The organism is Methylobacterium sp. CCH5-D2, from assembly GCF_001556475.1.
GTDB lineage: Bacteria > Pseudomonadota > Alphaproteobacteria > Rhizobiales > Beijerinckiaceae > Methylobacterium > Methylobacterium hispanicum.
Window position 1 is genome coordinate 1 of record NZ_LSIX01000996.1, and the last position, 22,099, is coordinate 22,099.

General features: G+C 71.7%; 14 protein-coding genes and 1 pseudogene. 8 read left to right on the plus strand and 7 right to left on the minus strand.

The window, feature by feature from the left end:
* The 3 genes and pseudogenes from AX737_RS34925 to AX737_RS26945 all read left to right on the plus strand — a co-directional run.
* Nucleotides 1-481 (plus strand): annotated as a pseudogene (locus AX737_RS34925) (hypothetical protein); the annotation flags it as partial.
* Between the two features lie 136 nt (nt 482-617).
* Complete coding sequence (locus AX737_RS26940; RefSeq protein WP_066926844.1) at nt 618-2,024, plus strand: YcjX family protein; 1,407 nt, start codon at nt 618-620, stop codon at nt 2,022-2,024.
* A gap of 20 nt (nt 2,025-2,044) precedes the next feature.
* Nucleotides 2,045-3,076: a TIGR01620 family protein gene (locus AX737_RS26945; protein ID WP_066926846.1), complete on the plus strand. Its 1,032-nt coding sequence runs from the start codon at nt 2,045-2,047 to the stop codon at nt 3,074-3,076.
* A gap of 69 nt (nt 3,077-3,145) precedes the next feature.
* Here the strand turns inward: AX737_RS26945 and AX737_RS26950 are convergent, their stop codons facing one another.
* The 7 genes from AX737_RS26950 to AX737_RS26980 form a co-directional block, all read right to left on the minus strand.
* On the minus strand, nt 3,146-3,370 hold the full coding sequence (locus tag AX737_RS26950; RefSeq protein ID WP_066926903.1) for a hypothetical protein: 225 nt from the start codon (nt 3,368-3,370) through the stop codon (nt 3,146-3,148).
* A gap of 89 nt (nt 3,371-3,459) precedes the next feature.
* Nucleotides 3,460-4,011 carry an alpha/beta hydrolase gene (locus AX737_RS26955; RefSeq protein ID WP_066926848.1) on the minus strand — a complete coding sequence of 184 codons (552 nt, stop codon included), beginning with the start codon at nt 4,009-4,011 and terminating at the stop codon, nt 3,460-3,462.
* Nucleotides 4,012-4,049: 38 nt separating this feature from the next.
* Complete coding sequence (locus AX737_RS26960) at nt 4,050-5,165, minus strand: UV damage repair endonuclease UvdE (protein ID WP_066926850.1); 1,116 nt, start codon at nt 5,163-5,165, stop codon at nt 4,050-4,052.
* Nucleotides 5,166-5,310: 145 nt separating this feature from the next.
* The gene (locus AX737_RS34930; RefSeq protein ID WP_066926853.1) at nt 5,311-6,102 is read right to left on the minus strand and encodes a hypothetical protein; all 792 of its coding nucleotides are present in this window, start codon (nt 6,100-6,102) and stop codon (nt 5,311-5,313) included.
* Between the two features lie 48 nt (nt 6,103-6,150).
* The gene (locus AX737_RS26970) at nt 6,151-6,531 is read right to left on the minus strand and encodes a DUF3618 domain-containing protein (RefSeq protein WP_082773326.1); all 381 of its coding nucleotides are present in this window, start codon (nt 6,529-6,531) and stop codon (nt 6,151-6,153) included.
* A 5-nt stretch (nt 6,532-6,536) separates the two neighbouring features.
* Entirely contained in the window at nt 6,537-6,947 is a 411-nt protein-coding gene (locus AX737_RS26975; RefSeq protein WP_066926857.1) for a phage holin family protein, read from the minus strand.
* Nucleotides 6,948-6,950: 3 nt separating this feature from the next.
* Complete coding sequence (locus tag AX737_RS26980) at nt 6,951-7,451, minus strand: hypothetical protein (protein ID WP_066926859.1); 501 nt, start codon at nt 7,449-7,451, stop codon at nt 6,951-6,953.
* A gap of 388 nt (nt 7,452-7,839) precedes the next feature.
* Here AX737_RS26980 and AX737_RS26985 point away from each other — a divergent pair, with 388 nt between their 5' ends.
* The 5 genes from AX737_RS26985 to AX737_RS27005 all read left to right on the plus strand — a co-directional run bounded on the left by AX737_RS26985 (nt 7,840) and on the right by AX737_RS27005 (nt 22,087).
* Nucleotides 7,840-9,261 carry a trehalose-6-phosphate synthase gene (locus AX737_RS26985; RefSeq protein WP_066926861.1) on the plus strand — a complete coding sequence of 474 codons (1,422 nt, stop codon included), beginning with the start codon at nt 7,840-7,842 and terminating at the stop codon, nt 9,259-9,261.
* Nucleotides 9,262-9,301: 40 nt separating this feature from the next.
* Nucleotides 9,302-11,398 (plus strand): glycogen debranching protein GlgX, encoded by a 2,097-nt coding sequence (gene glgX, locus AX737_RS26990; RefSeq protein ID WP_066926863.1) that lies wholly within the window; start codon nt 9,302-9,304, stop codon nt 11,396-11,398.
* A gap of 484 nt (nt 11,399-11,882) precedes the next feature.
* Entirely contained in the window at nt 11,883-13,688 is a 1,806-nt protein-coding gene (gene treZ / locus AX737_RS26995) for a malto-oligosyltrehalose trehalohydrolase (protein ID WP_066926865.1), read from the plus strand.
* On the plus strand, nt 13,685-18,583 hold the full coding sequence (locus tag AX737_RS27000) for a malto-oligosyltrehalose synthase (RefSeq protein ID WP_066926867.1): 4,899 nt from the start codon (nt 13,685-13,687) through the stop codon (nt 18,581-18,583). Before treZ ends, AX737_RS27000 begins: the two co-directional genes overlap by 4 nt.
* A gap of 126 nt (nt 18,584-18,709) precedes the next feature.
* On the plus strand, nt 18,710-22,087 hold the full coding sequence (locus AX737_RS27005; RefSeq protein ID WP_066926869.1) for a maltotransferase domain-containing protein: 3,378 nt from the start codon (nt 18,710-18,712) through the stop codon (nt 22,085-22,087).
* Nucleotides 22,088-22,099 lie beyond the last annotated feature (12 nt).

Below are 22,099 nucleotides of genomic sequence, written 5' to 3' on the forward strand. Positions count from 1 at the left end.
GCCCTGGTCGCCGCTCGCCCGGATGGCCGGCCATCCGGGACTCCGGCCGGGCAGCGCCGCGAAGCCCGCCCGGGCTATCGCGGCATCCCCCACCCCGGTGCGCGGCGCCGACAACCCGGCAGCCCTGCTGGAGCGGCGCACCCCGCCGCCGTCCCAGCTCGTCGCCGAATCGGCCACACTGCCGCTGCTGGCACCGGGCTTCACCCTCTCCGACCTGCGCGCGCCCGCCCCGATCTGCAGCGGAGACACCGCGCGCATCGGCAACTACGCCGCCGCCATCGCGGGCAGCGTGGGCCTTGGGCCCGACGACGACCTCAAGCTCTTCGACGCCGAGGGCCGCCCGGGGCCGAACCTCGAACGCGTGATGCTGGCGATGTCGAAGGTCGAGCTCGGCACGATGCGCGCCTCCGCCGAGCTGGTCCGGGCGGCGATCGCCCGCCTGTCGATCCCCGCCCTCGCGACCGCGCAGGCGGCGAACTGAGCGGGGTCCGCGCGCCCGGGCCTTGCGCCCACCCGCGTGCCGCGCCACCTCAGCGCGGCCAAGTTCACCGTTCCGACCGCCCGCCCCGGGAGTCTCCGTGCCCCTGACCGACCTCGCCGCCCGTGCCGGATCCGCCATGCGGGCCTTCGCCGAGGCGTCGGGCGATCTCCTGGTCCAGCCGACGCTGCGGCTCGGCGTCACCGGGCTGGCGCGCTCGGGCAAGACGGTCTTCACCACCGCGCTGATCCACCATCTCACCGAGGCCCACGCGCTGCCGGCCTTCGCCCCTGCGCACGAGGGGCGGCTGCGCCGTGCCCGCCTCGTGCCGCAGCCGGACGACGACGTGCCGCGCTTCCCCTTCGAGGACCACTACGCGGCGCTCACCGAGCGTCGCCTCTGGCCGCGCTCGACCGACCGGATCAGCCAGTTCCGCCTCGCCATCGAGTACGAGCGGGCGGGCGGCTGGCGCTCGGGCCCCGGGACGCTGATGCTCGACGTGGTCGACTACCCGGGCGAGTGGCTGCTCGACCTCGCGCTGATCGAGCAGGACTACACCGCGTGGTCGCGCGCCACGATCAACGGCACGCGCCGGGCCGGCCGTGCGGAGAGCGCCGCGCCCTGGCTCGCCCTGCTCGAAACCCTCGATCCGAACGCGCCGCTGGACGAGGTGCTGGCCGAGCGGGCGAGCGACGCGTTCAAGGCCTACCTCGCGGCGCTCCGCAACGGGCCGGAGGCCGTGGCCACCACGCCGCCGGGGCGCTTCCTGATGCCGGGCGACCTCGCGGGCTCGCCGGCCCTCACCTTCGCGCCGCTCGACAACCTGCCGGAGGCCATCGCGCCGGAAAGCCTGGCCTGGCTGATGCAGCGACGCTTCGAGGCCTACAAGGCCAAGGTGGTGGTGCCGTTCTTCCGCGACCATTTCCAGCGGGTCGACCGGCAGATCGTGCTGGTCGACGTGCTGGCCGCGGTCGATGCCGGCCCGACCGCTGTCGCCGAGCTGGAGGAGGCGCTGGACGCGGTGCTGCTCAGCCTGAACATCGGCCGCAACACCCTGTTCTCGCGGCTCTTCGCGCCGCGGGCCGACCGGATCCTGTTCGCCGCGACCAAGGCCGACCACCTCCACCAGACGAGCCACGACCGGCTCGACGCGCTGCTGCGCCTGCTCGTCTCGCGCGCCATGCGCCGGACGGAAGCGGCGGGTGCGCGGGTCGGCACCGTGGCGCTCGCCTCCGTGCGGGCCACCCGCGAGACCACGGTCCACGACGGCGCCGAGGCGCTGCGCGCGGTGGCCGGCGTGCCGGAGGCGGGCGAGGTGGTGGACGGCGAGGTCTTCGACGGGACGAGCGAGGCGGCCGTCTTCCCCGGCGAGCTGCCGGCCCGGCCGGAGGCGGTGCTGGAGGGCGCGGTCGAGCCCGGCTCGCTCCGCTTTCCCCGGTTCCGCCCGCCGCCGGTCCGGCCCGACGCGCTCGGGCGCCCGGGACACCTGCCGCAGATCCGGCTCGACCGGGCGATGCAGTTCCTGATCGGGGACCGGTTGGCGTGATCGTTTTCGAGGCCTGAGCCATGTCGAACCCCCGCCGCCCGCGCGCCTTCCGCATTCCCTCCGACCAGCCGGCGCCGGAGGGCGTGGCACCCGAGCCCGTCGCGCCGTCCCAGGTCCGGATCGTCGAGGAGCCCTTCGAGATCGTGGACGCGGCCGACGGCACGCCCGTGCCGGTCGCCGCCAGAAGCCGCTCGCCCTGGGGGGCGCTGCTGCTCTCCTCGGTCAGCGGCCTCGTGGCGATCGCGGTCGGGCTCTCGGTCGAGCGGCTGATCGCGGACCTGTTCGCGACGGCGCCCTGGCTCGGCTGGGTGGCGCTGGCGCTGCTCGGCCTCGCGTCGCTGGCCCTGCTGGCGATCGTGGCGCGCGAGCTCTCCGGGCTCTGGCGCGAGCGGAAGATCGAGCACCTGCGGCAGGCCGCGATCGACGCGCTGGCGACACGCGACCACACCGCGGCGCAGGGTGTGGTGCGCGACCTCTCGGCCTTCTACGCCGACCGCGCGGCGCTGGCGCCGGGCCGCGAGCGGCTGGCGACCTTGGGCGACGCGATCCTCGACGTGGACGACCGCATCGGGCTCGCCGAGCACGAGTTGCTGTCGCCCCTCGACGGCCAAGCCCGCAACGCCATCGCGACGGCGGCCAAGCAGGTCTCCGCCGTGACCGCGCTGAGCCCGCGGGCGATCGTGGACGTGGCCTTCGTGGTCTTCGCCGCTGTGCGGCTTCTGCGCCGGATCGCGGCGATCTACGGCGGGCGCCCGGGCTTCCTCGGCTTCATCCGGCTCGCCCGCGCGGCTTTGGCCCACCTCACGGTGACGGGCGGCATGGCGGTGGGCGAGAGCATGCTGCAGCAGGTGCTGGGGCTGGGCGTGGCCGCGCGCATCTCGGCCAAGCTCGGCGAGGGCGTTCTGAACGGGCTGATGACCGCCCGGTTCGGCCTCGCGGCGCTGGCCGTCTGCCGGCCGTTGCCCTTCACCCGGGAGGCCCCGCCGCGGCTCACCGACGTGGCGGGCGAGCTCCTGAAGGCGGCTCAGCCGGACGCGGATGCTTCGCGGTAGGACACGGATGGTGTTGGATCCCGAAGGCCTACGGCCTTTGGCGGGTCCAGGGCGGAGCCCTGGGATCCCTCACTTCGCGCCGGCGGCCCGGCGGTTGGCGATGCGCGAGAACATGTTGCCGGTGTAGTCGGCGACCTTCGGCTTCTCGGGGAGGTTGATCTGCGCCTCGAAGGCCTCGATGCGCTTGAGCAGGGCGGCATCCCCGAAGAGCGAGCTGTTGAAGTTCGTGGGCGCCCGCGGCCCGAGGGCGGCGATGGCCGTATCGAGGCGTTCCAGAAGCTCTCTGCGCGTCACATCCATCTCCCGCGGGCGGGCTGGCCCGGCTTTCGCGACCATCCAGACCCCCGCAGGGTAAACGAAGCCTTAATCGGCGCGCTCGGCGCTCAGAGCGTCTTCATGAAGCCGGCCAGACGCATCAGGCCCTCGGGCCAGGGCCCGTGCCCGCTCGCGACGTTGATGTGGCCGGAATCGCCCGCGTCCACGATCGCGGCGCCCCAGGCGTAGGCGAAGTCCTCGGCGCGGGCATAGTCGCAGTGCGGGTCGGTGCGGCTCGCCACCACCAGGGAGGGAAACGGCAGGGGGTCGCGCGGCAGAGGCGCGAAGGCGCGCACGCTGTCGGGCAGGTCCGGGGCGTTCTCGACGTCGGGAAGGGCCACGAAGACCGCGCCGCGCACGATGCCGGGCTTCAGGTCCGGCACCGCCTCGACGCAGGCGACGACGCCGAGGCTGTGGGCGATCAGCATCACGGGCCGGGTCGCGGCGGCGACCGCCTCGGCGACGCGGGCGCGCCAGGGACCGGGCTCCGGGTTGTGCCAGTCGTCCTGCTGCACGAGGCGCGCGGTCGGGAGCCGGCTCGCCCAGCGGGCCTGCCAGTGGTCCTCCTCCGAGCCCCGGAGCCCCGGCACGATGAGGATGTCGCAGTCGGCGGTCTTCATGGCCGATGCCTAGCCTCTGGCGGAGGGGCCGTCGAGATTCATTCGGCCGCGATCAGGCCCCGCGCCGTGCCGACGGGCCCCAGGCCCGCCCGGACCTGATCGGCGAGGCCGACCGAGGCGAGGTTCTTGGATTTCGCCTCGACCTCGAAATCCGCCCAGGCGAGGTGGCGCGCCACCAGTGCGTTGACGGCCCGGTTCCACATCATGTCGGAATGGGCGGCGAGTTCCCTGACCGGAACGCCGGCCGCCCGCAGGGCCCCGAAATCCGGCAGCACGTCGGGGTCGGGGGCGGGCAGCATGTCCTCGCGCGAGACGCTGATATGCGCGATCGGCCGCACGCCGCGCCAGGATTCGCGGATGCGGGCGATGCGGGGATCGTCCGGCTCCAGATACGCGCCGCCGCTGAGGACCCAGTGATGGTGCAGGTCGAGCACGATCGGGACCACGTCGGCGAGTTCGAGCAACTCGTCGGTGCTGAAGCCGAAATCGTCGTTCTCGATGGTCAGGAGGTTGCGGGCGGTCTCGCTCGCGCGCGGCAGCGTCTCGCGGAAGCCGGCAAGGCCCGGGTCGCGCGCGCCGACATGGATGTTGATGTGGGTGCCGTGGGGGTGCCAGCCGGATCCGAAGCCCATCATCTCGAAGATGCGGGCGTGATATTCCAGTTCGCCCAGACCGTTGGCGATGGCGGCCGGGTTGCGGCTCGCCAGCAGGCAGAACGGCCCCGGATGGAAGCTGAGGCGCACGCCCAGCGCCCGCGCCCGCTCGCCGATCCGCGCGAGCCCCGTCTCGATCGCGCGTGCGAAGGTCGGGTCCGCGTAGAGCGGCTCGGCGATCGGGTGGGTGTAGCCCGGCAGGACGTTGCTGGCGATGCGCAGCAGGCGCTCGAGGGGCGGGCGGGCGCCGACCCAGTCGATCTGGCGCTCGAGCGCCGCGAGGTTGTGGGTGACGATCCCCGAGAGCTTCGCCGCCCGCGCGACGGGGGCGAGCTTCGTCAGGTGGGCCATCGTCGCGCTGGTCAGGTTCATGAAGAGCGCGGCTTCCTTCGCGGCCTTCTGGGTCGCGTGGGTGCCGGGTGGCTCGTCGGGGATGAACTTGCAGCAGAAGCCGAGACGGGGCGTCTCGGGCGGCTCGGGTCTGGCGGCGGGCTTGGGCATGCGGGATCAACGCGGTGGCGCCGGATTCGACGCATGCGGCAGAGGGGAGCGGGGCGGCCTCCCCCAGGGACGGCCTTCTCCGGGAACAAACGAAGAGGGCGGCGCACGGCACCGCCCTCTTGCCGATTCGGGATCTACGTCGGACTCAGAGCGTGTGCCGCACCGGATCGTCCGGCCTGCGGCTCTGCGCGTCGTCCTGGCCGGCCACCTTGCGGGCCGCCGCATTGACCGTCTCCGGATCGAGGGCGGTCTGCACGAATTCCCGTCCGCGATTGGTGAACTCGCGGGCGTAGCGCAGGCCCTGGTCGCGCACCTCGTCCGCGTAGGGGCCGAGATTGCGGTCCTCCTGCCGGGTGCGCGGCAGGAGCGCGCCGAGCAGCAGGCCGGCCGCGAGGCCGACGACGCCGACCAGCAGCGGGTTCTCGCCCACGAAGTCCTCCACGGCGTTGCGCCCGCGCTGCAGGCCCTCGCGGCCGCGGTCGGTCAGGTCGTCGATGCGGCGCAGATGCCCCTCTCCGGCCTCCGAGACGTAGGTGCGCGCGTCGTCGTAGGCCGAGCGGATGCGGCTGCCGGCCTCATCGGCCGCCTGACCGACGCGGTCCTGGATCGCCCCCGCCTGCTCGCGGGCCGCGGCGCCGACGCCCTCGACCTTGCTGCGCAGATCGCCGCCGGAGGCGGTGCCCGAGGTGTTGCTGTTGGAGAAGTCCGCCGTCCGGCCGTGCGGATCGAAGCCCGCGCGCGGCAGGGGATCGCGCTCGCCGGCGGGGTCGGCATGCAGGGTGTGGTCGGCGGCGCGGCCGTGCGGGTCGTGGTCGGCACGGCCCAGCGGGTCGTGGATCCCCTGGGGATCCGGCTTCAGGGTGTGGTCCGCCGCGCGCCCGTGCGGGTCGAGCTGCGGCAGGCCAGGCCCGTCCTTCTGTCCGGCACCTTCACTCATGGGAAACTCCTTCGGACTCCGGCGCGACGGGGGCGCCCGTGCGGGACTTCAGACGTGCGTGGTATCGACGATGTCGTTCGCCGGTACCGCCGCGGGCTTCGTCGTCGGGCGGTCCGGGTCGTAGACGCGGGCCGCGCCGGTGTTGAGGACGGGGACGCGCTCGGCCTGCACCTCGGTGCGGCGGCGGTTGGCCTCCTGCGACATGCGGTGCATCAGCCAGCCCACGCCCGCCGCGATCAGCAGGACGGGGACGGGGTTGCGCCGCACCGCCTCGAGCGCGCCGTCGTAGACGCCGTTCAGGGGCGTGCGCCGGGCGCTGCCGAGCATCTCGTCCACGAGGCTCGACGCGTTGAGGCGTCCCTGGATGCGGTCGATCGTCTGGTCGAGCCGGGCGCGGCTCTCCTCGATGTCGCGCTCCAAATCGTTCATGCCACTCATCCGGATACGCGCTCCGACAATGCACGGGCGTCCTGGCGGACCTGACGGGTGGTGCGGGTCGGCGCGAGCGTCGACAGCGAGAGCGCGCTGCGCGCCCAGAGGGCGAGCCCGACCGCGATGACGAGGAGGACCCCGCCCACGATCAGCGCCGAGAGCCACTCGGACCCCACGATCGTGGCGAGCCACTTCACGAAGGCGCCGATCAGCACGAGCAGCGCCACCACGGCGAAGACGGCCGAGGCCGCCATGCAGGCGAGCCCGACGATCAGCGAGCGCAGGTTCGACGCCATCTCGGCGCGGAACAGCGCGATCTCCTTGCGGGCGAGGTCGTTCGTCTCGCGCAGGGCCTCGCCGAGGAGGCCCTGGATGCTCGACCCGTTCGGTGGAGGTGCGGAACCCTGCGCCATGGCTCAGCCCCGGAACCCGTCGCGGGCGTCGCCCTCGGGCGGCAGGCTCGACGACTTGATGAAGCGGGCGGCGAGCAGGCCCGCCACGAACGTGCCGACCGCCACCGCGACCGGCGCGCGGCGGGCGAAGGACTCGGCTTCGGCGTAGAAATCACCGAAGCTGCGGCTCTCGATCGAGGAGCCGAGCTGCTCTAGGCCGTCCGCGGCGCTGTCGAAGAAGGCCTTGATGTTGGGCTTGTCGTCGAAATCCTTGGACGACGAGCGGATGGTGCGGGCGAGGTCGTGGACCTGTCCGGCCGCGTCGTTCTTGCGCTGTTCGACGTAGTCCTGGGCCTGGACGCGCACCGCGTCGAGGAGGCCGCGTCCCTGCTCGGCGGCGACGTCCGCCAAGCCCTCGACGTCGCCCTTCAGGCCGCGCCAGTCCGCCTGCTGCCGTGCGCCAGGCGAATCGTGGGTGGCCGAGGGATCGCCCGGGGCCGGATGTGGGAACTCGCTCGCGGCCATCGGTCACTCCTCGCGCGGGGCGTTGCTGAACGTGGCTGAGTAACCGCCTCGACCCCCTACGGTTCCGGTCCTCGCAGGTGCAACTCCGATACGTTCCGCCGAGCTCCCGCCGCCGCCTCCCGGGGCTTCCCGGTGGGCCTCCCGGGTGCGAACGGACCCGTCCCGGACCCGTCCCGGACCGTTCCCGGGAGACGGCGTCCGGGAGGAAGGGCAGGGTGAATCGTCGGGACAGGACGCGCGCCGGCCCTTGACCCGGCGGGCGGTTCCGCGCTTGGTTCGGCAGGTCGGCGGGATCGCGCCTCGCTTCCGCGCGTTCTGGCTAGCAGGTGTACGGCGGACGCCGCGTCTCTCGCGTCCGCACGATTTTGAGGGAACGGGAGCCGACTGCGTGGCACGCCTCGTCATCGTATCGAACCGCGTGGCGGTTCCCGAGGAAGGCAGCAAGGCGGTGGCCGCGGGTGGCCTCGCCGTCGCGGTGAAGGAAGCGTTCTCCTCCTACGAGGGCCTCTGGTTCGGCTGGAGCGGCACGATCAGCGAGAACCCGTCCGAGGAGCCGACGCTGATCGATCGCGGCCGGGTGCAGTATGCCGTGGTCGATCTCTCTCCGCAGGACCACAAGGAGTATTACGCCGGCTTCGCCAACCGGGCGCTCTGGCCGATCATGCATTACCGGCTCGGGCTCGGCGCCTTCTCGCGCTCGGACTACGCCGGCTACAGCCGGGTCAACCGCACCTTCGCGCGCGCGCTCGCCAAGCTGGTCGAGCCCGACGACATCATCTGGGTGCACGACTACCACCTGCTGCCGCTGGCCTCGGAGCTGCGCGGCCTCGGCCTCGCCAACCCGATCGGCTACTTCCACCACATCCCGTGGCCGGCGGCCGACGTCTTCAACTCGCTGCCGGCGAGCGGCGACCTGCTGCGCGCCATCGCCGACTACGACCTGATCGGTCTGCAGACCGATCCGGACGTCCAGAACCTCTCGCGCAACCTGATCGACAGCCTGCGCGCCATCCCCCTCGGCGGCGGCTCGCTGATGGTCGATGGCCGCCGCACCCGCATCCGCAGCTTCCCGATCGGCATCGACGTCGAGGGCTTCAAGGAGGCGGCCGAGAAGGCCTCGTCCAACAAGGTCGTGCGCGAGACCATGGCGGGCCTGCGCACCCGCAAGCTCATCATCGGCGTCGACCGCCTCGACTACTCGAAGGGCGTGCCCGAGCGTATGGAGGCGGTCTCGAGCTTCCTGGCCTCGAACCCCGACCAGCGCGGCAACGTCACCTACATCCAGATCACGCCGAAATCCCGCAGCGAGGTGCCGGAATACGAGCAGCTCGCCCGCGAGGTGAACGAGACGGTGGGCGAGATCAACGGCTCGCTCGGCGACCCGGCCTGGACCCCGATCCAGTACGTCACCAAGGCCTATCCGCGGCCCGTGCTGGCGGGCCTCTACCGGGCGGCCCGCGTCGGCCTCGTCACGCCGATGCGCGACGGCATGAACCTCGTTGCCAAGGAATACGTCGTCGCGCAGAGCGAGGAGGATCCGGGCGTCCTCGTCCTGTCGAAGTTCGCGGGGGCGGCACGGCAATTGCCGGAAGCGCTCCTGGTCAACCCCTACGACCGCTTCGAGGTGGCCGAGGCGATCCGCACGGCGCTCTACATGTCGCGCGGCGAGCGGCTGGAGCGCTGGAAGCCGATGGCCGAGCGGATGACCCGCGAGGACGTGGACTGGTGGGCGCGCAACTTCCTGACCGAGCTCGAGCATTTCCGGACCGTCGAGCGCGAGCCGCCGACGGCGGCCGAGGCCGCCGAGTAATCCCGGTCGCCTTCTCGAACCCTCTGGACGGACTTGCCCGATGATCGGCGTCGATGACGGCGTGCCGGCCCCGCTCGGCGCGCATTTCGACGGGCGCGGGGTCAATTTCGCCCTGTTCTCCGAGCACGCCACCGCGGTCGATCTCTGCCTGTTCGAGCCGGGCGAGCGCCACGAGACGCACCGGATCCGGCTGCCGGCGCGCACCGACGACGTCTGGCACGGGTACCTGCGCGGCGTGCTGCCGGGCCAGCTCTACGCCTACCGGGTGCACGGGCCGTGGGCGCCGGAGCGCGGCCACCGCTTCAACGCCTCGAAGCTCGTGCTCGACCCCTACGCCCGCGAGATCGCGGGCCGCATCCGCTGGCACGACGCGCTCTACGGCCATCGCCGCGGGGTCGCCCGCGAGGACCGGATCGACCGGCGCGACAGCGCGGCCTACATGCCGAAGGCCGTCGTCACCGCGCCCGAGGTGCCCGACCTCGCCCTGAGGCCGGTGCGCCGGCCGCTGCACGAGACGGTGATCTACGAGGCCCATGTCCGGGGCCTGACCATGACCCACCCGGCGATCCCCGAGGCCGAGCGCGGCACCTACGAGGCGCTGGCCCATCCGGCGATCATCGAGCACCTGTGGAAGCTCGGCGTCACCGCCCTCGAACTGCTGCCGATCCAGGCCTTCGCCGACGACCGCTTCCTCGTCGACAAGGGACTGGTGAACTACTGGGGCTACTCGCCGCTCGGCTACTTCGCGCCGGACCCGCGCTATCTCGGGCACGGCGGGACCGGCGGCCTCAAGGCGGCGATCCGGGAGCTGAACGCCGCCGGGATCGAGGTCTTCCTCGACGTGGTCTACAACCACACCTGCGAGGCGGGGCTCGACGGCCCCACGCTCTCGTTCCGCGGCATCGACAACGCGAGCTACTACAAGCTCGACCCCGCCGACCCGCAGCGCGGGATCGACTGCACGGGCTGCGGCAACACCTTCGACGTCGCCCATCCCCGGGTGATGCAGCTGGTGATGGATTCGCTGCGCCACTGGGTCTCCGCCTACGGCATCGCGGGCTTCCGCTTCGATCTCGCCTCCTCGCTCGGGCGCGCGCCGCTGGCCTTCTCGCCCCAGGCCGCCTTCTTCCAGGCCGTGGCGCAGGACCCGGTGCTGGCCGGCGTCAAGATGATCGCCGAGCCCTGGGACATCGGCGAGGGCGGCTACCAGCTCGGCGGCTATCCGCGCGGCTGGAGCGAGTGGAACGACCAGTTCCGCGACGCCGCCCGCGGCTTCTGGCGCGGCGACCGCGGCACCCTGCCGAAGCTGACGCAAGGGTTGTCCGGCTCGCGCGAGGTCTTCGCGCCCTCCGGCCGCTCGCCGCTCGCCAGCATCAACTTCGCGGCGAGCCACGACGGCTACACGCTGGCCGACGTCGTCGCCTACGAGGAGAAGCACAACGAAGAGAACGGCGAGGGCAACCGCGACGGCCACGGCCACAACGTCTCGCGCAACTACGGCGTCGAGGGCGACACGGACGACCCCGAGATCCTGAAGGTCCGGGCCCGCCAGAAGCGCAACCTGCTCGCCACCGTGATGCTGGCGCAGGGGGTGCCGATGCTGCTGATGGGCGACGAGCGCTCGCGCAGCCAGGGCGGCAACAACAACGCCTACTGCCAGGACAACGCCGTCAGCTGGATGGACTGGACCTCGGACCCGGACCCGACGCTGGCGACCTTCGTGGCGAACCTGCTCCGCCTGCGCCGCGAGGAGCCGGCTCTGCGCCGCCGCCGCTTCTTCGACGGTTCCGCGATCGATCCGGAGGAGCCGCTGCGCGACGTGCACTGGCTCAGCCCCGACGGCACCGAGATGGACGGGGCCGCCTGGGGCGAGGACGGCCGCCAGGCCTTCGGCATGCAGATCGGCAACGACGGCGAGGCGGGCCAGCGCCTGCTCATCCTGTTCAATGCTGCCGAGACGGCCTGCAGCTTCCGGATCGCGCCGGACGTCGGCGGCCCCTGGCGCGTGGTGTTCGACACCGCGCGCGAGACCGGCGCCGTGCTGTTCGGCCCCGCCGCGCTCGCCGGGGGCGGCAGCCTGAGCCTGCCGGCCCGCACGGTGCTGGTGCTCGCCGCCCGCACCGACGAGGCGGCCTGAGGCGGTCTCCCGCGACCGGGTTCCCACCCCCGTCATTCCGGCGCTGCCGCGGGATGACGGTGCACTTGGCGCATGGCGCTGCGGGGGACGGCAACCGGGAGTTGTCGAGAGCGCGGCCCGGCGCCGGCCCCCGAGGCGACGCCGATCCGCACCGCCGCCCGATCCGCCGGAATCTACCCTGCGACACCGTTGCCGCACCGTTCCACCGCCTTAGTTGCGGCGCGGGAACAAGATGCGCCGCGCCGCCTTCTGATGAGGAAGCGGGGCCGGACACGCCCGCACGCTCCCCAAGAGCCTCTCATGAAACGCCCGCTGCACCGTCGCGTGCAGAGGGAGGTCTCCCGGCGATCGGGCGTTTCGTGAGGGGCTCCAAGACGTCCAACGATGCGCCGCCGGTTCGGCGTTCCTGGGCGTGCCACGACACGGTTCGACGGCTCGTCCGCGCTTCCCGAGCGCGGGTCTTCGACGACAAGGAACAGGCTCGATGCGGCGCGCCCACAGCATGGATTTCGGTGCCGAGTTCGTGGAGGGCGGCGTGCGCTTCGCGCTCTGGGCCCCGACCGCGCAGGACGTCACCCTGGTGATCGACGGGCAGGACCACGCCATTCCGGCCGCCGAGCACGGCTGGCGCCGGGCGGTGGTGCCGGGTGTGAGGGCCGGCGCCCGCTACGGTTTCCGCATCGACGGCGACCTCGTGGTGCCCGATCCCGCCTCGCGCTTCCAGCCCGAGGACGTGTCCGGTCCGAGCGAGGTGATCGACCCGAACGCCTTCGTGTGGACGGACGACGCCTGGACGGGCCGCCCCTTCGAGGAGGCGGTGATCTACGAGACCCACGTGGGCACCGCGACCCCCGAGGGCACCTATGCGGGGCTGGCGGGCAAGCTCGAATACATCCGCGACCTCGGCGTCACCGCGATCGAGCTGCTGCCGCTCGCCGACTTCAAGGGCACCCGCAACTGGGGCTACGACGGCGTGCTGCCCTATGCGCCGGACGGAGCCTACGGCCGGCCCGACGACCTGAAGCGCCTGATCGACCGGGCGCACGCCCTCGGGCTGATGGTCTACATCGACGCCGTCTACAATCATTTCGGCCCGGCCGGGAACTATCTCCACGCCTACGCCAAGACCTTCTTCACCGAGCGTCACCAGACGCCCTGGGGTGCGGGGATCAACTTCGACGGCAAGGAGAGCGGCCGCACGGTGCGCCAGTACTTCATCCAGAACGCGCTGTACTGGCTGGAGGAGTATCATTTCGACGGCATCCGCTTCGATGCCGTGCACGCGATCCTCGACGATTCGGAAAGACACTTCCTGGCCGAGCTCGGCGAGACCGTCCGGGAGAAATTCCCCGACCGCCAGATCCACCTGATGCTCGAGAACGAGGCGAACCAAGCCAAGTGGCTGGAGCGGGATGCGGACGGCAAGCCGCGCCAGCACGACGCGCAGTGGGCGGACGACCTGCACCATTGCTGGCACGTGCTGCTGACGGGCGAGGATGCCGGCTACTACGAGAGCTTCGCGGACAAGCCGGTCGAGCGTCTCGCCCGCTGCCTGTCGGAGGGTTTCGCCTACCAGGGCGAGCCCTTCCCGACCCTCGACAACCACCCGCGCGGCGAGCCCTCGGCGCACCTGCCGCCCCACGCCTTCGTGACCTTCCTGCAGAACCACGATCAGGTCGGCAACCGGGCGCTCGGCGAGCGGCTGAGCCAGCTCTCGGATCCGAGAAAGCTCGCTCTCGCCCGCGGCGGCTTCCTGCTGGCGCCCCAGATCCCGATGCTCTGGATGGGCGAGGAATGGTCGGCCTCGACGCCGTTCCTGTTCTTCGTGGATTTCGCGCCCGACGAAGAGCTGAACAAGGCCGTGCGCGAGGGCCGTCGCCGCGAGTTCAAGAGCTTCGCCGCCTTCGCCGACGACACCTCGAAGATCCCGGACCCGACCGAGGAGAAGACCTTCGCGGATTCGAAGCTCGACTGGTCCGAGCCGGAGCGAGCGCCGCACAAGGACGTGCTCGCCGAGACGAAGCGCCTGCTGGCGATCCGCCGCGACGTGGTCGTGCCGCTCGCCAAGTCCGGCTACCGCGGCGCCATCGCGACCCTGCCGCGCCCCGACGTGGTCGATTGCACTTGGCGCTTCGGCGCCGGGACGCTCCGCTTCGTCGCCAACCTGGGCGACGCCGAGTTTCAGCCGGACGATCTCTCCGGTGAGGTGATCTGGACCAACGCGCCCGATGATCGGGGCGCGAGCCTGGCCGGCTGGACCGGCGTCTTCGTGACGGAAAAGAACCAGTGAGCGGCACTCTCGAACGTCTGGCCGACCTCGTCGGCGTCGCCGGCGGCTACACGGATGCCTTCGGCAAACCCGTCGAGACGAAGCTGGAGGTCCGCAAGGGACTGCTGGCTGCCCTCGGCTTCCGGGTCGGCTCGGAGGACGAGGCCGCGGAGTCGCTCCGCACCGTCGAGGCCCTGCGCCGCGGGCTGGTCCCGCCGCTGATGCCGGTCGAGGCGCGCCGCACCGCCCGCGTGCCGGTGCGGGCGGAAGCCGGTACCCTGGCGTGGCGCGTCGTGGACGAGCGCGGCAATGCCCGCGAGGGGCGTGCGGCGATCTCGGGCAGCGAGGCGGGCTTCGAGCTGCCGCCGCTGACGCCCGGCTACCATCACCTCACGGCGACGCTCGGCGACCGCAAAGCCGAGGCCTGGGTGATCGCCGCGCCGCAGCGCTGCTGGCGCCCGCGTGCCTACGCCGACGAGGGCGCGGCCGATTGGGGCCTCGCCGCGCAGCTCTACGGCCTGCGCTCGGCGGACAATATCGGCATCGGCACCTACGCGGATGCGGGGCAGGCCGCGCACGATGCGGGCCTGCGCGGCGCGTCCTTCCTGGGTCTCAGCCCGGTCCACGCCCTGTTCGGGGCCGACCGCACCAAGATCTCGCCCTACTCGCCCTCCTCGCGCCTGTTCCTCGAGACGCTGTTCATCGCGCCGGACGCCCTGCCGGGCTTCGTCGGCTCGCGGGCGGAGGCGCTGCTGAGGGAGAACGGTCGCGCGGTCGAGGCCCTGCGCTCGGCCTCCCTCGTCGATCACCAGGGCGTCTGGGACGTGCTGGCGCCGGTGCTCGACGCGCTCTGGCAGGATTCGCCGGCCCGCCGCGGCGAGGATGCCGACTTCCAGGCGTTCCGCCAGGATGGCGGCGAGGATCTTCAGGCCCACGCGGTGTTCGAAGCGCTCTCGGCCCATTTCAAGGCCCAGGGCGCCCACTGGCTCGGCGACTGGCCGGAGGAGTACCGCCGCGCCGGCACGGAGGCTGTGCGCGCCTTCGAGGCCGAGCACGCCGAGGCCGTGAGCTTCCACGCCTGGCTGCAATTCCTCGCCGACCGTCAGCTCGCCGCGGCCTCCCGGCGCGCGCACGAGGCCGGCATGCGCATCGGCCTCTACCGCGACCTCGCGGTCGGCGCCGACCGCGGCGGCTCCGAGATCTGGTCGCATCCCGAGCGCTTCGCCAACGGCGTCTCGATCGGCGCGCCGCCGGACCTCCTCGCCCCGAAGGGCCAGGATTGGGGCCTGCCGGCCTTCGACCCGCTGGAGATGGAGCGCGACGGACTCGCGGCCTTCCGGGCTCTGGTCCAGGCCAACATGCGCCATGCCGGCGCGATCCGCATCGACCACGCCTTCCAGCTGGCAAGGCTCTTCCTGATCCCGCTCGGCGGCTCGGCTCATGACGGCGCCTACGTCCTGATGCCGTTCGAGCCGATGCTGGCCGTGCTGCGCCTGGAGAGCCACCGCAACAAGTGCATCGTGATCGCCGAGGATCTCGGCACCGCGCCCGAGGGTTTCTCGGACGCGCTGATGGGCGCCGGCATCCTGAGCTACCGCATCCTCGCCTTCGAGCGCGAGGGCGACGGCCGCTTCAAGGCGCCGGGCGCCTATCCGCGCGACGCGCTCACCGCGATCACCACGCACGACCTGCCGACCTTCGTCGGCTGGTGGCGGGGCGTCGATACCGACACCCGGCAGGCGCTCGGCCTCTACGACCAGGAGCGGGCCGAGGCCGAGCGGGGCGAGCGCGTCACCGAGCGCCGCCGCCTCACCGAGGCCCTGGCCGGCGAGCAGCTTCTGCCGAGCTGGGACCCGCCCGACGCCGCGCCCTTCGAGGCCGCCGCGCGCTATCTCGCCCGCGCGCCCTCGATCCTCACGGCCGTCCAGTACGAGGACGTGATCTCGGAACTCTCCCAGGCCAACGTGCCGGGCTCGACCGAGGGCTATCCGAACTGGCGGCGCAAGCTCGACCGCGACCTCACCGCCATCGCCGAGCCCGGCGGCCCGCTCGCCAAGCTCGCCGCCTCGCTCTCGGCCGAGGAGCGCGGACCGCATTCGGGTGCAGCGCGCCTCAACGCGCCGCCGCCGCGGGCGACCTACCGGCTGCAGTTCCACAAGGACTTCACCTTCGCGGATGCGGAGCGGATCGTCCCGTACCTGGCCAAGCTCGGCATCAGCCACGTCTACGCCTCGCCGCTCCAGAAGGCGCGGCCCGGCTCGACCCACGGCTACGACATCGTCGATCACGGCGCGATCAACCCGGAACTCGGCGGCGAGGAAGGCTTCGTGCGCCTCTCCGACCGGCTGCGGGAGCACGGCCTGAAGCTCCTGCTCGACATCGTGCCGAACCACATGGGCGTCGGCGGCGCCGACAACCCGTGGTGGCTCTCGGTTCTCGAGTGGGGTCCGCTGTCGCCGTTCGCGCACGCCTTCGACATCGATTGGGAACGGATGGGGGCGAACCGCAACCTCGTCATCCCGTTCCTGGGCGACCGCTACGGCGAGGCCCTGGAGAAGGGCACGCTGGAACTGAAGTTCGACCCGCAGGCCGGCGCCTTCAGCGTCTGGCACTACGAGCACCAGTTCCCGATCCGGCCGCTGAACTACCCGACCATCCTCAACCGGGTGCTGGCCGCCCTCGGCGAGGTCGGGGACGACGCCTCGGCCGAGCTGATGGCGATCTCCGAGCGTCTGCGCACCATGGGCGAGGAGACGAACCCGGAGCGCCGCCGAGGCTTCCCGGAGGAGGCCGAGGGGCTGAAGCAGCGCCTCGCCGCCGTCTACGCCGCGGCGCCGACGATCCGCGACGCGATGGAGCGGGGCCTGAAGCTTCTCAACGGCGTCAAGGGACACCCGGACAGCTTCGGGCCGCTGCACCGCCTGTTGGAAAGCCAGGCCTACCGGCTCGCCCACTGGCGCATCGCGTCGAGCGACATCAACTACCGCCGCTTCTTCGACGTGAACTCGCTGGCGGGCCTGCGCGTCGAGAAGACGGACATCTTCCACCGCTCGCACGAGACCGTGTTCCGGCACGTGCGCGAGGGCCGCATCGACGGCCTGCGCATCGACCACATCGACGGGCTGGCCGACCCGCTGGGCTACGCCCGCGCGCTCCAGGCCGCGGTGGGCCCGGGCTTCTACGTGGTGGTCGAGAAGATCCTGGAGCCCGGCGAGAAGCTGCGGCCCTGGCCGGTGGCCGGCACCACCGGCTACGACGTGCTGAACCAGCTCGACGGCATCTTGGTCGACAAGGAGAAGCAGGCCAAGGTCCGGCGCATCTACGAGTGGGCCTCGGGCATGGACGAGCCCTACGGCTTCCAGCTCCGCGCCGCGAAGGCCGAGATCCTCGAGATCAGCTTCGCGAGCGAGCTGGAGGTGCTGACCGCCGACCTCAAGGAGGTGGCCGACGCCGACCGGCGCACCCGCGACTTCTCGGTCAACGCCATCCGCCGGGCGCTCATCGAGATCATCGCGCGCTTTCCCACCTACCGCAGCTACCTGCCGCCGGAACTGGAGGACGCCGAGATCGAGGCCGAGGACGTCCGGCTGATCGAGGGCGCGGTGGCCAAGGCCAAGCGCTGGTCCGGCCTGCCGGACCGCTCGGTGCACGACTTCGCGCAGAACGTGCTGCTCGGCCGCGTCGAGACCTCCGGGCCGGGCCGACCGGATCCGCGGGTGGTGCTGCGCTTCCGCCGCCGCTTCCAGCAGCTGACCGGCCCGGTCATGGCCAAGAGCCTGGAGGACACCCTCTTCTACCGCTACGCGCTGCTCCTCGGCCTCAACGAAGTCGGCGGCGACCCGGGCGAGTACGGCATCGACGCGGAGCACTTTCACGCGCTCCAGGCGGCGCGTGCCCGCGACTGGCCGAACGCCATGATCACCACGGCGACGCACGACACCAAGCGCGGCGAGGACGCCCGCACGCGCCTCATCGCCCTCTCCGAGATGCCGGATGCCTGGGCTCGCGCCTGGGACCTCTGGCGCGCGACCGCCGGGCCGCACCTCGCCACGATCGACGACGAGCCCGCGCCCGACGCCAACGACCAGTGGATGTTCTTCCAGGCGATCCTCGGCGCGTGGCCGCTGGAACTCCTCCAGCAGGACGACGCGGCCGGGATCGAGGATTTCCGAGAGCGCCTCATCGCCTACGGCGAGAAGGCGATGCGCGAGGGCAAGCGCCGCTCCAGCTGGGTCAACGTGGACGAGGCCTACGAGGGCGCGGTCAAGCGCCTGTTCGAGGCGATCGTCGCGCCGGGCTCGGACTTCCTGCGGGAACTGCGCCCCTTCGCCCAGCGCCTCGCCCATCTCGGCATGCTGACGTCCCTGGGACGCACGGTGCTGAAGGCGACCCTGCCGGGCCTGCCCGACACCTACCAGGGCACCGAGTTCTGGGACTTCTCCTTCGTGGATCCCGACAACCGCCGCCCGGTCGACTACCCGGCGCTGGCGCGGGCGCTGGAGGAGGGACGTCCCGCTTCCGAACTTCTGGGTACGTGGTGGGACGGGCGCGTGAAGCAGGCGGTGCTCGCCAAGCTCCTCGCGGAGCGCGCCGAGCGGGCGGGCTTCTACGCCGATGCCGACTACCGGGCCCTGCCGGCCGAGGGCGCGAAGGCGGCCCACGTCCTCGCCTTCCAGCGGGCGGACGGCGCGGGCGGCGGCGACGATCTCGTCGTGGCCGTGCCGCGGCTCGTGGCGAAGCTCGTGCCGGACGGACAGGTCTGGTCCGGCGAGGGCTTCGCCGGCACCGTGCTCGACCTCGGCGCGGGCACGCGCTGGCGCGATCTCGTCACCGGCGAGACCCGCGCGGGCGGGCAGGCCGACTGCGCCGAACTGTTCCGGCACCTGCCCTTCGCGGTGCTGCGACGGACGGAGTGACATAGAGGCCGCTTAAGACAGCGGCCCCGGAGCCCGCGGATTTTCAAGACATTCGCGGGTCCCACGCCCGGAGCGGGCCGGATGCTCGGGCGTTAGCCCCACACGCGAGACGACGAAGAGGCCTGCATGAACGCACCGACCACCGCGACGAAGGCCGCCCCGGCGACCGGCGTCGAGGCCCTGCCGGCCGCCTTCGCGCCGCGGGCCGAGGGGCCGCGGATCTACAACCTGTTCCCGCTGCTGGTGGGGCGCGTCGCCGACTGGACGCGCGAGTTGCCGCGCATCGCCGATCTCGGCTTCGACTGGGTCTACCTCAACCCGTTCCACCAGACCGGCGGCTCGGGCAGCCTCTACGCGGTGGCCGACCCCGACCGCCTGGACGAGCGGTTCCGCGATGCCGACGGCCGCTCGGACGACGACCAGATCCGCGATTTCTGCGCGGCGGCCGAGGCCTCCGGCCTCAAGGTGATGACCGACCTCGTCATCAACCACACGGCCAACGACGGCACACTCGCCCGCGAGCGGCCCGACCTCTTCCTGAAGGACGCGGACGGCACCATCGCCAGCCCCTTCGCGGTCGATCCGGACGATCCGACGAAGCGCACGGTCTGGGGGGATCTGGCCGAGCTCGACTACCACGCCGAGCACGCCCGCCACGAACTGACCCGGATCTGGGGCGCCTACGTGGCCAAGCTCCAGGGGCTAGGCGTGCGCGGCTTCCGGTGCGACGCCGCCTACATGGTCCCGGCCGAGACGTGGCGTGTCCTCATCGGCGAGGCGAAGCGGCGCGACCCCGAGTGCCTGTTCGCCGCCGAGACCCTGGGCTGCACCTTCGAGCAGGCCCGCGAGACGGCCGGCGCCGGCTTCGACTACCTGTTCAACTCCTTCGCGTGGTGGGACCTGAAGAAGGGCTGGGCGCTGGAGCAGTACGAGCGCCTGCGCGTCCTCGCGCCCTCCATCGCCTTCCCGGAGAACCACGACATGGGCCGCCTCGCGGCCGAGGTGGTGGGCGGTGCCGCCGAGATCGCCGCGCACCTGCGCGCGCGCTACGCGCTCGCCGCCTTCTTCTCGGCGGGCGTGCTGATGCCGGTGGGCTACGAGTGGGGCTACCGCCGCCGCCTCCACGTGGTCGAGACCACGCCCGCCTCCCGCGAGCACGATACCGGCATCGACATCTCGGCCTCGGTCGCGGCGATCAATAAGCTGCGCGCCGAGATCCCGGCCGCCAACGTCGAGGGCGCGCAACAGCGCATCTCGGCGCCCGATTCCGATCTCGTCGCGCTCGCCCGCTTCGACACCGGCCACCACGCCTCGGCGCGCAACGCCGTGATCGTGCTCTACAACCCGACCGAGCGCCCGCTCCCGGTCGATGCCGGCACGCTGATCGCCCGCACGGGCGGCATGCTCGGGCCCTGGACCGACCGCACGCCGGAGGCCGAGCCGATCGCCTTTCACCCGGGCAGCGCGATCGACCTCGCGCCGGGAGAACTGCGCATCATCACGGCCGACGCCGCCAAGGTCGCGCGTCTGCCTCTGCACGACCGGCCGGAGGGGAGGGGCCGCGTCGTCATCGAGGCGGTGACGCCGGAACTCGACGGCGGCCGCTCGGCGGTGAAGCGCGTCGTCGGCGAGTCACTGCACGTCGAGGCCGACATCTTCTCGGACGGCCACGAAATCATCGACGCCGCCGTTCTCTCGCGCGTGGCCGGCACCGAGACGTGGCGGCGCGACCCGATGGTCTTCATCGACAACGACCGCTGGGGCGGCAGCGTCCCGCTGGAGAAGAACGCCCGCTACGAGGTCACGATCGAGGCGTGGCGCGACGGCTTCTCGTCCTGGATGCGCGACACCCTGAAGAAGCGCGACGCGGGCGTCGATGTCCGCCTCGAGACGATCGAGGGCGTGGCGCTCGTCCAGACCGCGGCCGATCTCGCCACCGGCCGCGACAAGGACCGGCTCGCGGCCCTGGTCTCGGCACTGGCCGCCGAGCAGAGCGGTTCTGCGGCGCAACTCGACCGCATCCTGCAGCCCGATTCGGTGAAGCTGGTGCGGGCCCATGCCGAGCGCGTGAACCTCTCCCGCTATCCCGTCGTGCTGCCGGTGATCGTGGATCGCCTCGCGGCCCGGTTCTCGGCCTGGTACGAGATCTTCCCGCGCTCGCAGTCCATGGACGTCAACCGCCACGGCACCTTTCAGGACGTGATCGACCGCCTGCCGCAGATCCGCGAACTCGGCTTCGACGTGCTCTACTTCACGCCGATCCACCCGGTCGGGCGCACCAACCGCAAGGGCAAGAACAACACCCTGAAGGCGCTGCCGGGCGATGTCGGCTCGGTCTACGCGGTCGGCGCCGAGGAGGGCGGCCACGAGGCCGTGCATCCGGATCTCGGCACGCTCGAGGATTTCGAGCGGCTCGTCGCGGCGAGCCACGCCTACGGCATGGAGATCGCGCTCGATTTCGCGATCCAGTGCTCGCCCGACCATCCCTGGATCAAGAACCACCCCGAATGGTTCGAGTGGCGCCCGGACGGCACGCTCAAGTTCGCCGAGAACCCGCCCAAGAAGTACGAGGACATCTCGAACGTCCACTTCTACGGCGGCGCGCTGCCCTCGCTCTGGATCGAGCTGCGCGACATCCTGCTCGGCTGGTGCGCGCGCGGCGTGCGCATCTTCCGGGTCGACAACCCGCACACCAAGCCGATCCCGTTCTGGGAATGGGTGATCGCCGAGGTCAACGGCCAGTATCCGGACGCGATCTTCCTCGCTGAGGCCTTCACCCGGCCGAAGATGATGAAGAAGCTCGCCAAGGCCGGCTACCAGCAGAGCTACACCTATTTCACCTGGCGCAACACCAAGGCGGAGCTGACCGAGTACGCCCTCGAACTCGCCGGCGAGATGGGCGAGTACTACCGCCCGAACTTCTTCGCCAACACACCCGATATCAATCCGTACTACCTCCAGACCAGCGGCCGGCCGGGTTTCGTCGTGCGCTCCACGCTCGCCGCGACGCTCTCCTCCGTCTACGGCATCTACAACGGCTTCGAGATGTGCGAGGCCGCGCCGTACCCCGGCAAGGAGGAGTACCTGAACTCGGAAAAATACGAACTGAAGGCCTGGGACTACCATCGCCCCGGCAACATCCGCGAGCACATCATCAAGCTCAACCAGATCCGCCGCGAGAACCCGGCCCTCTGGGATTTCCGCAACGTGCATTTCTGCGGCGCCTTCAACGACGAGATCATCGCCTACGCCAAGGTGACGCCGGAGCTCGACAACTGCGTCTTCGTGATGGTCAACCTCGACCCGAAGAACCGCCAGGAATGCACCTACGAGGTGCCGCTCTGGCTGTTCGGCCTGCCCGACGACGGCGCGGTCGAGGTCGAGGACCTGCTCCAAGGCTACACCTTCGAGCTGCGCGGCAAATCGCACCGGATCGCCCTCGATCCGGCGGAGCGCTCCTGCGTGATCTGGCGCCTGCGGGTGCCGCGGCGCCTTGCGGGATGAGCGCTCGCGTGC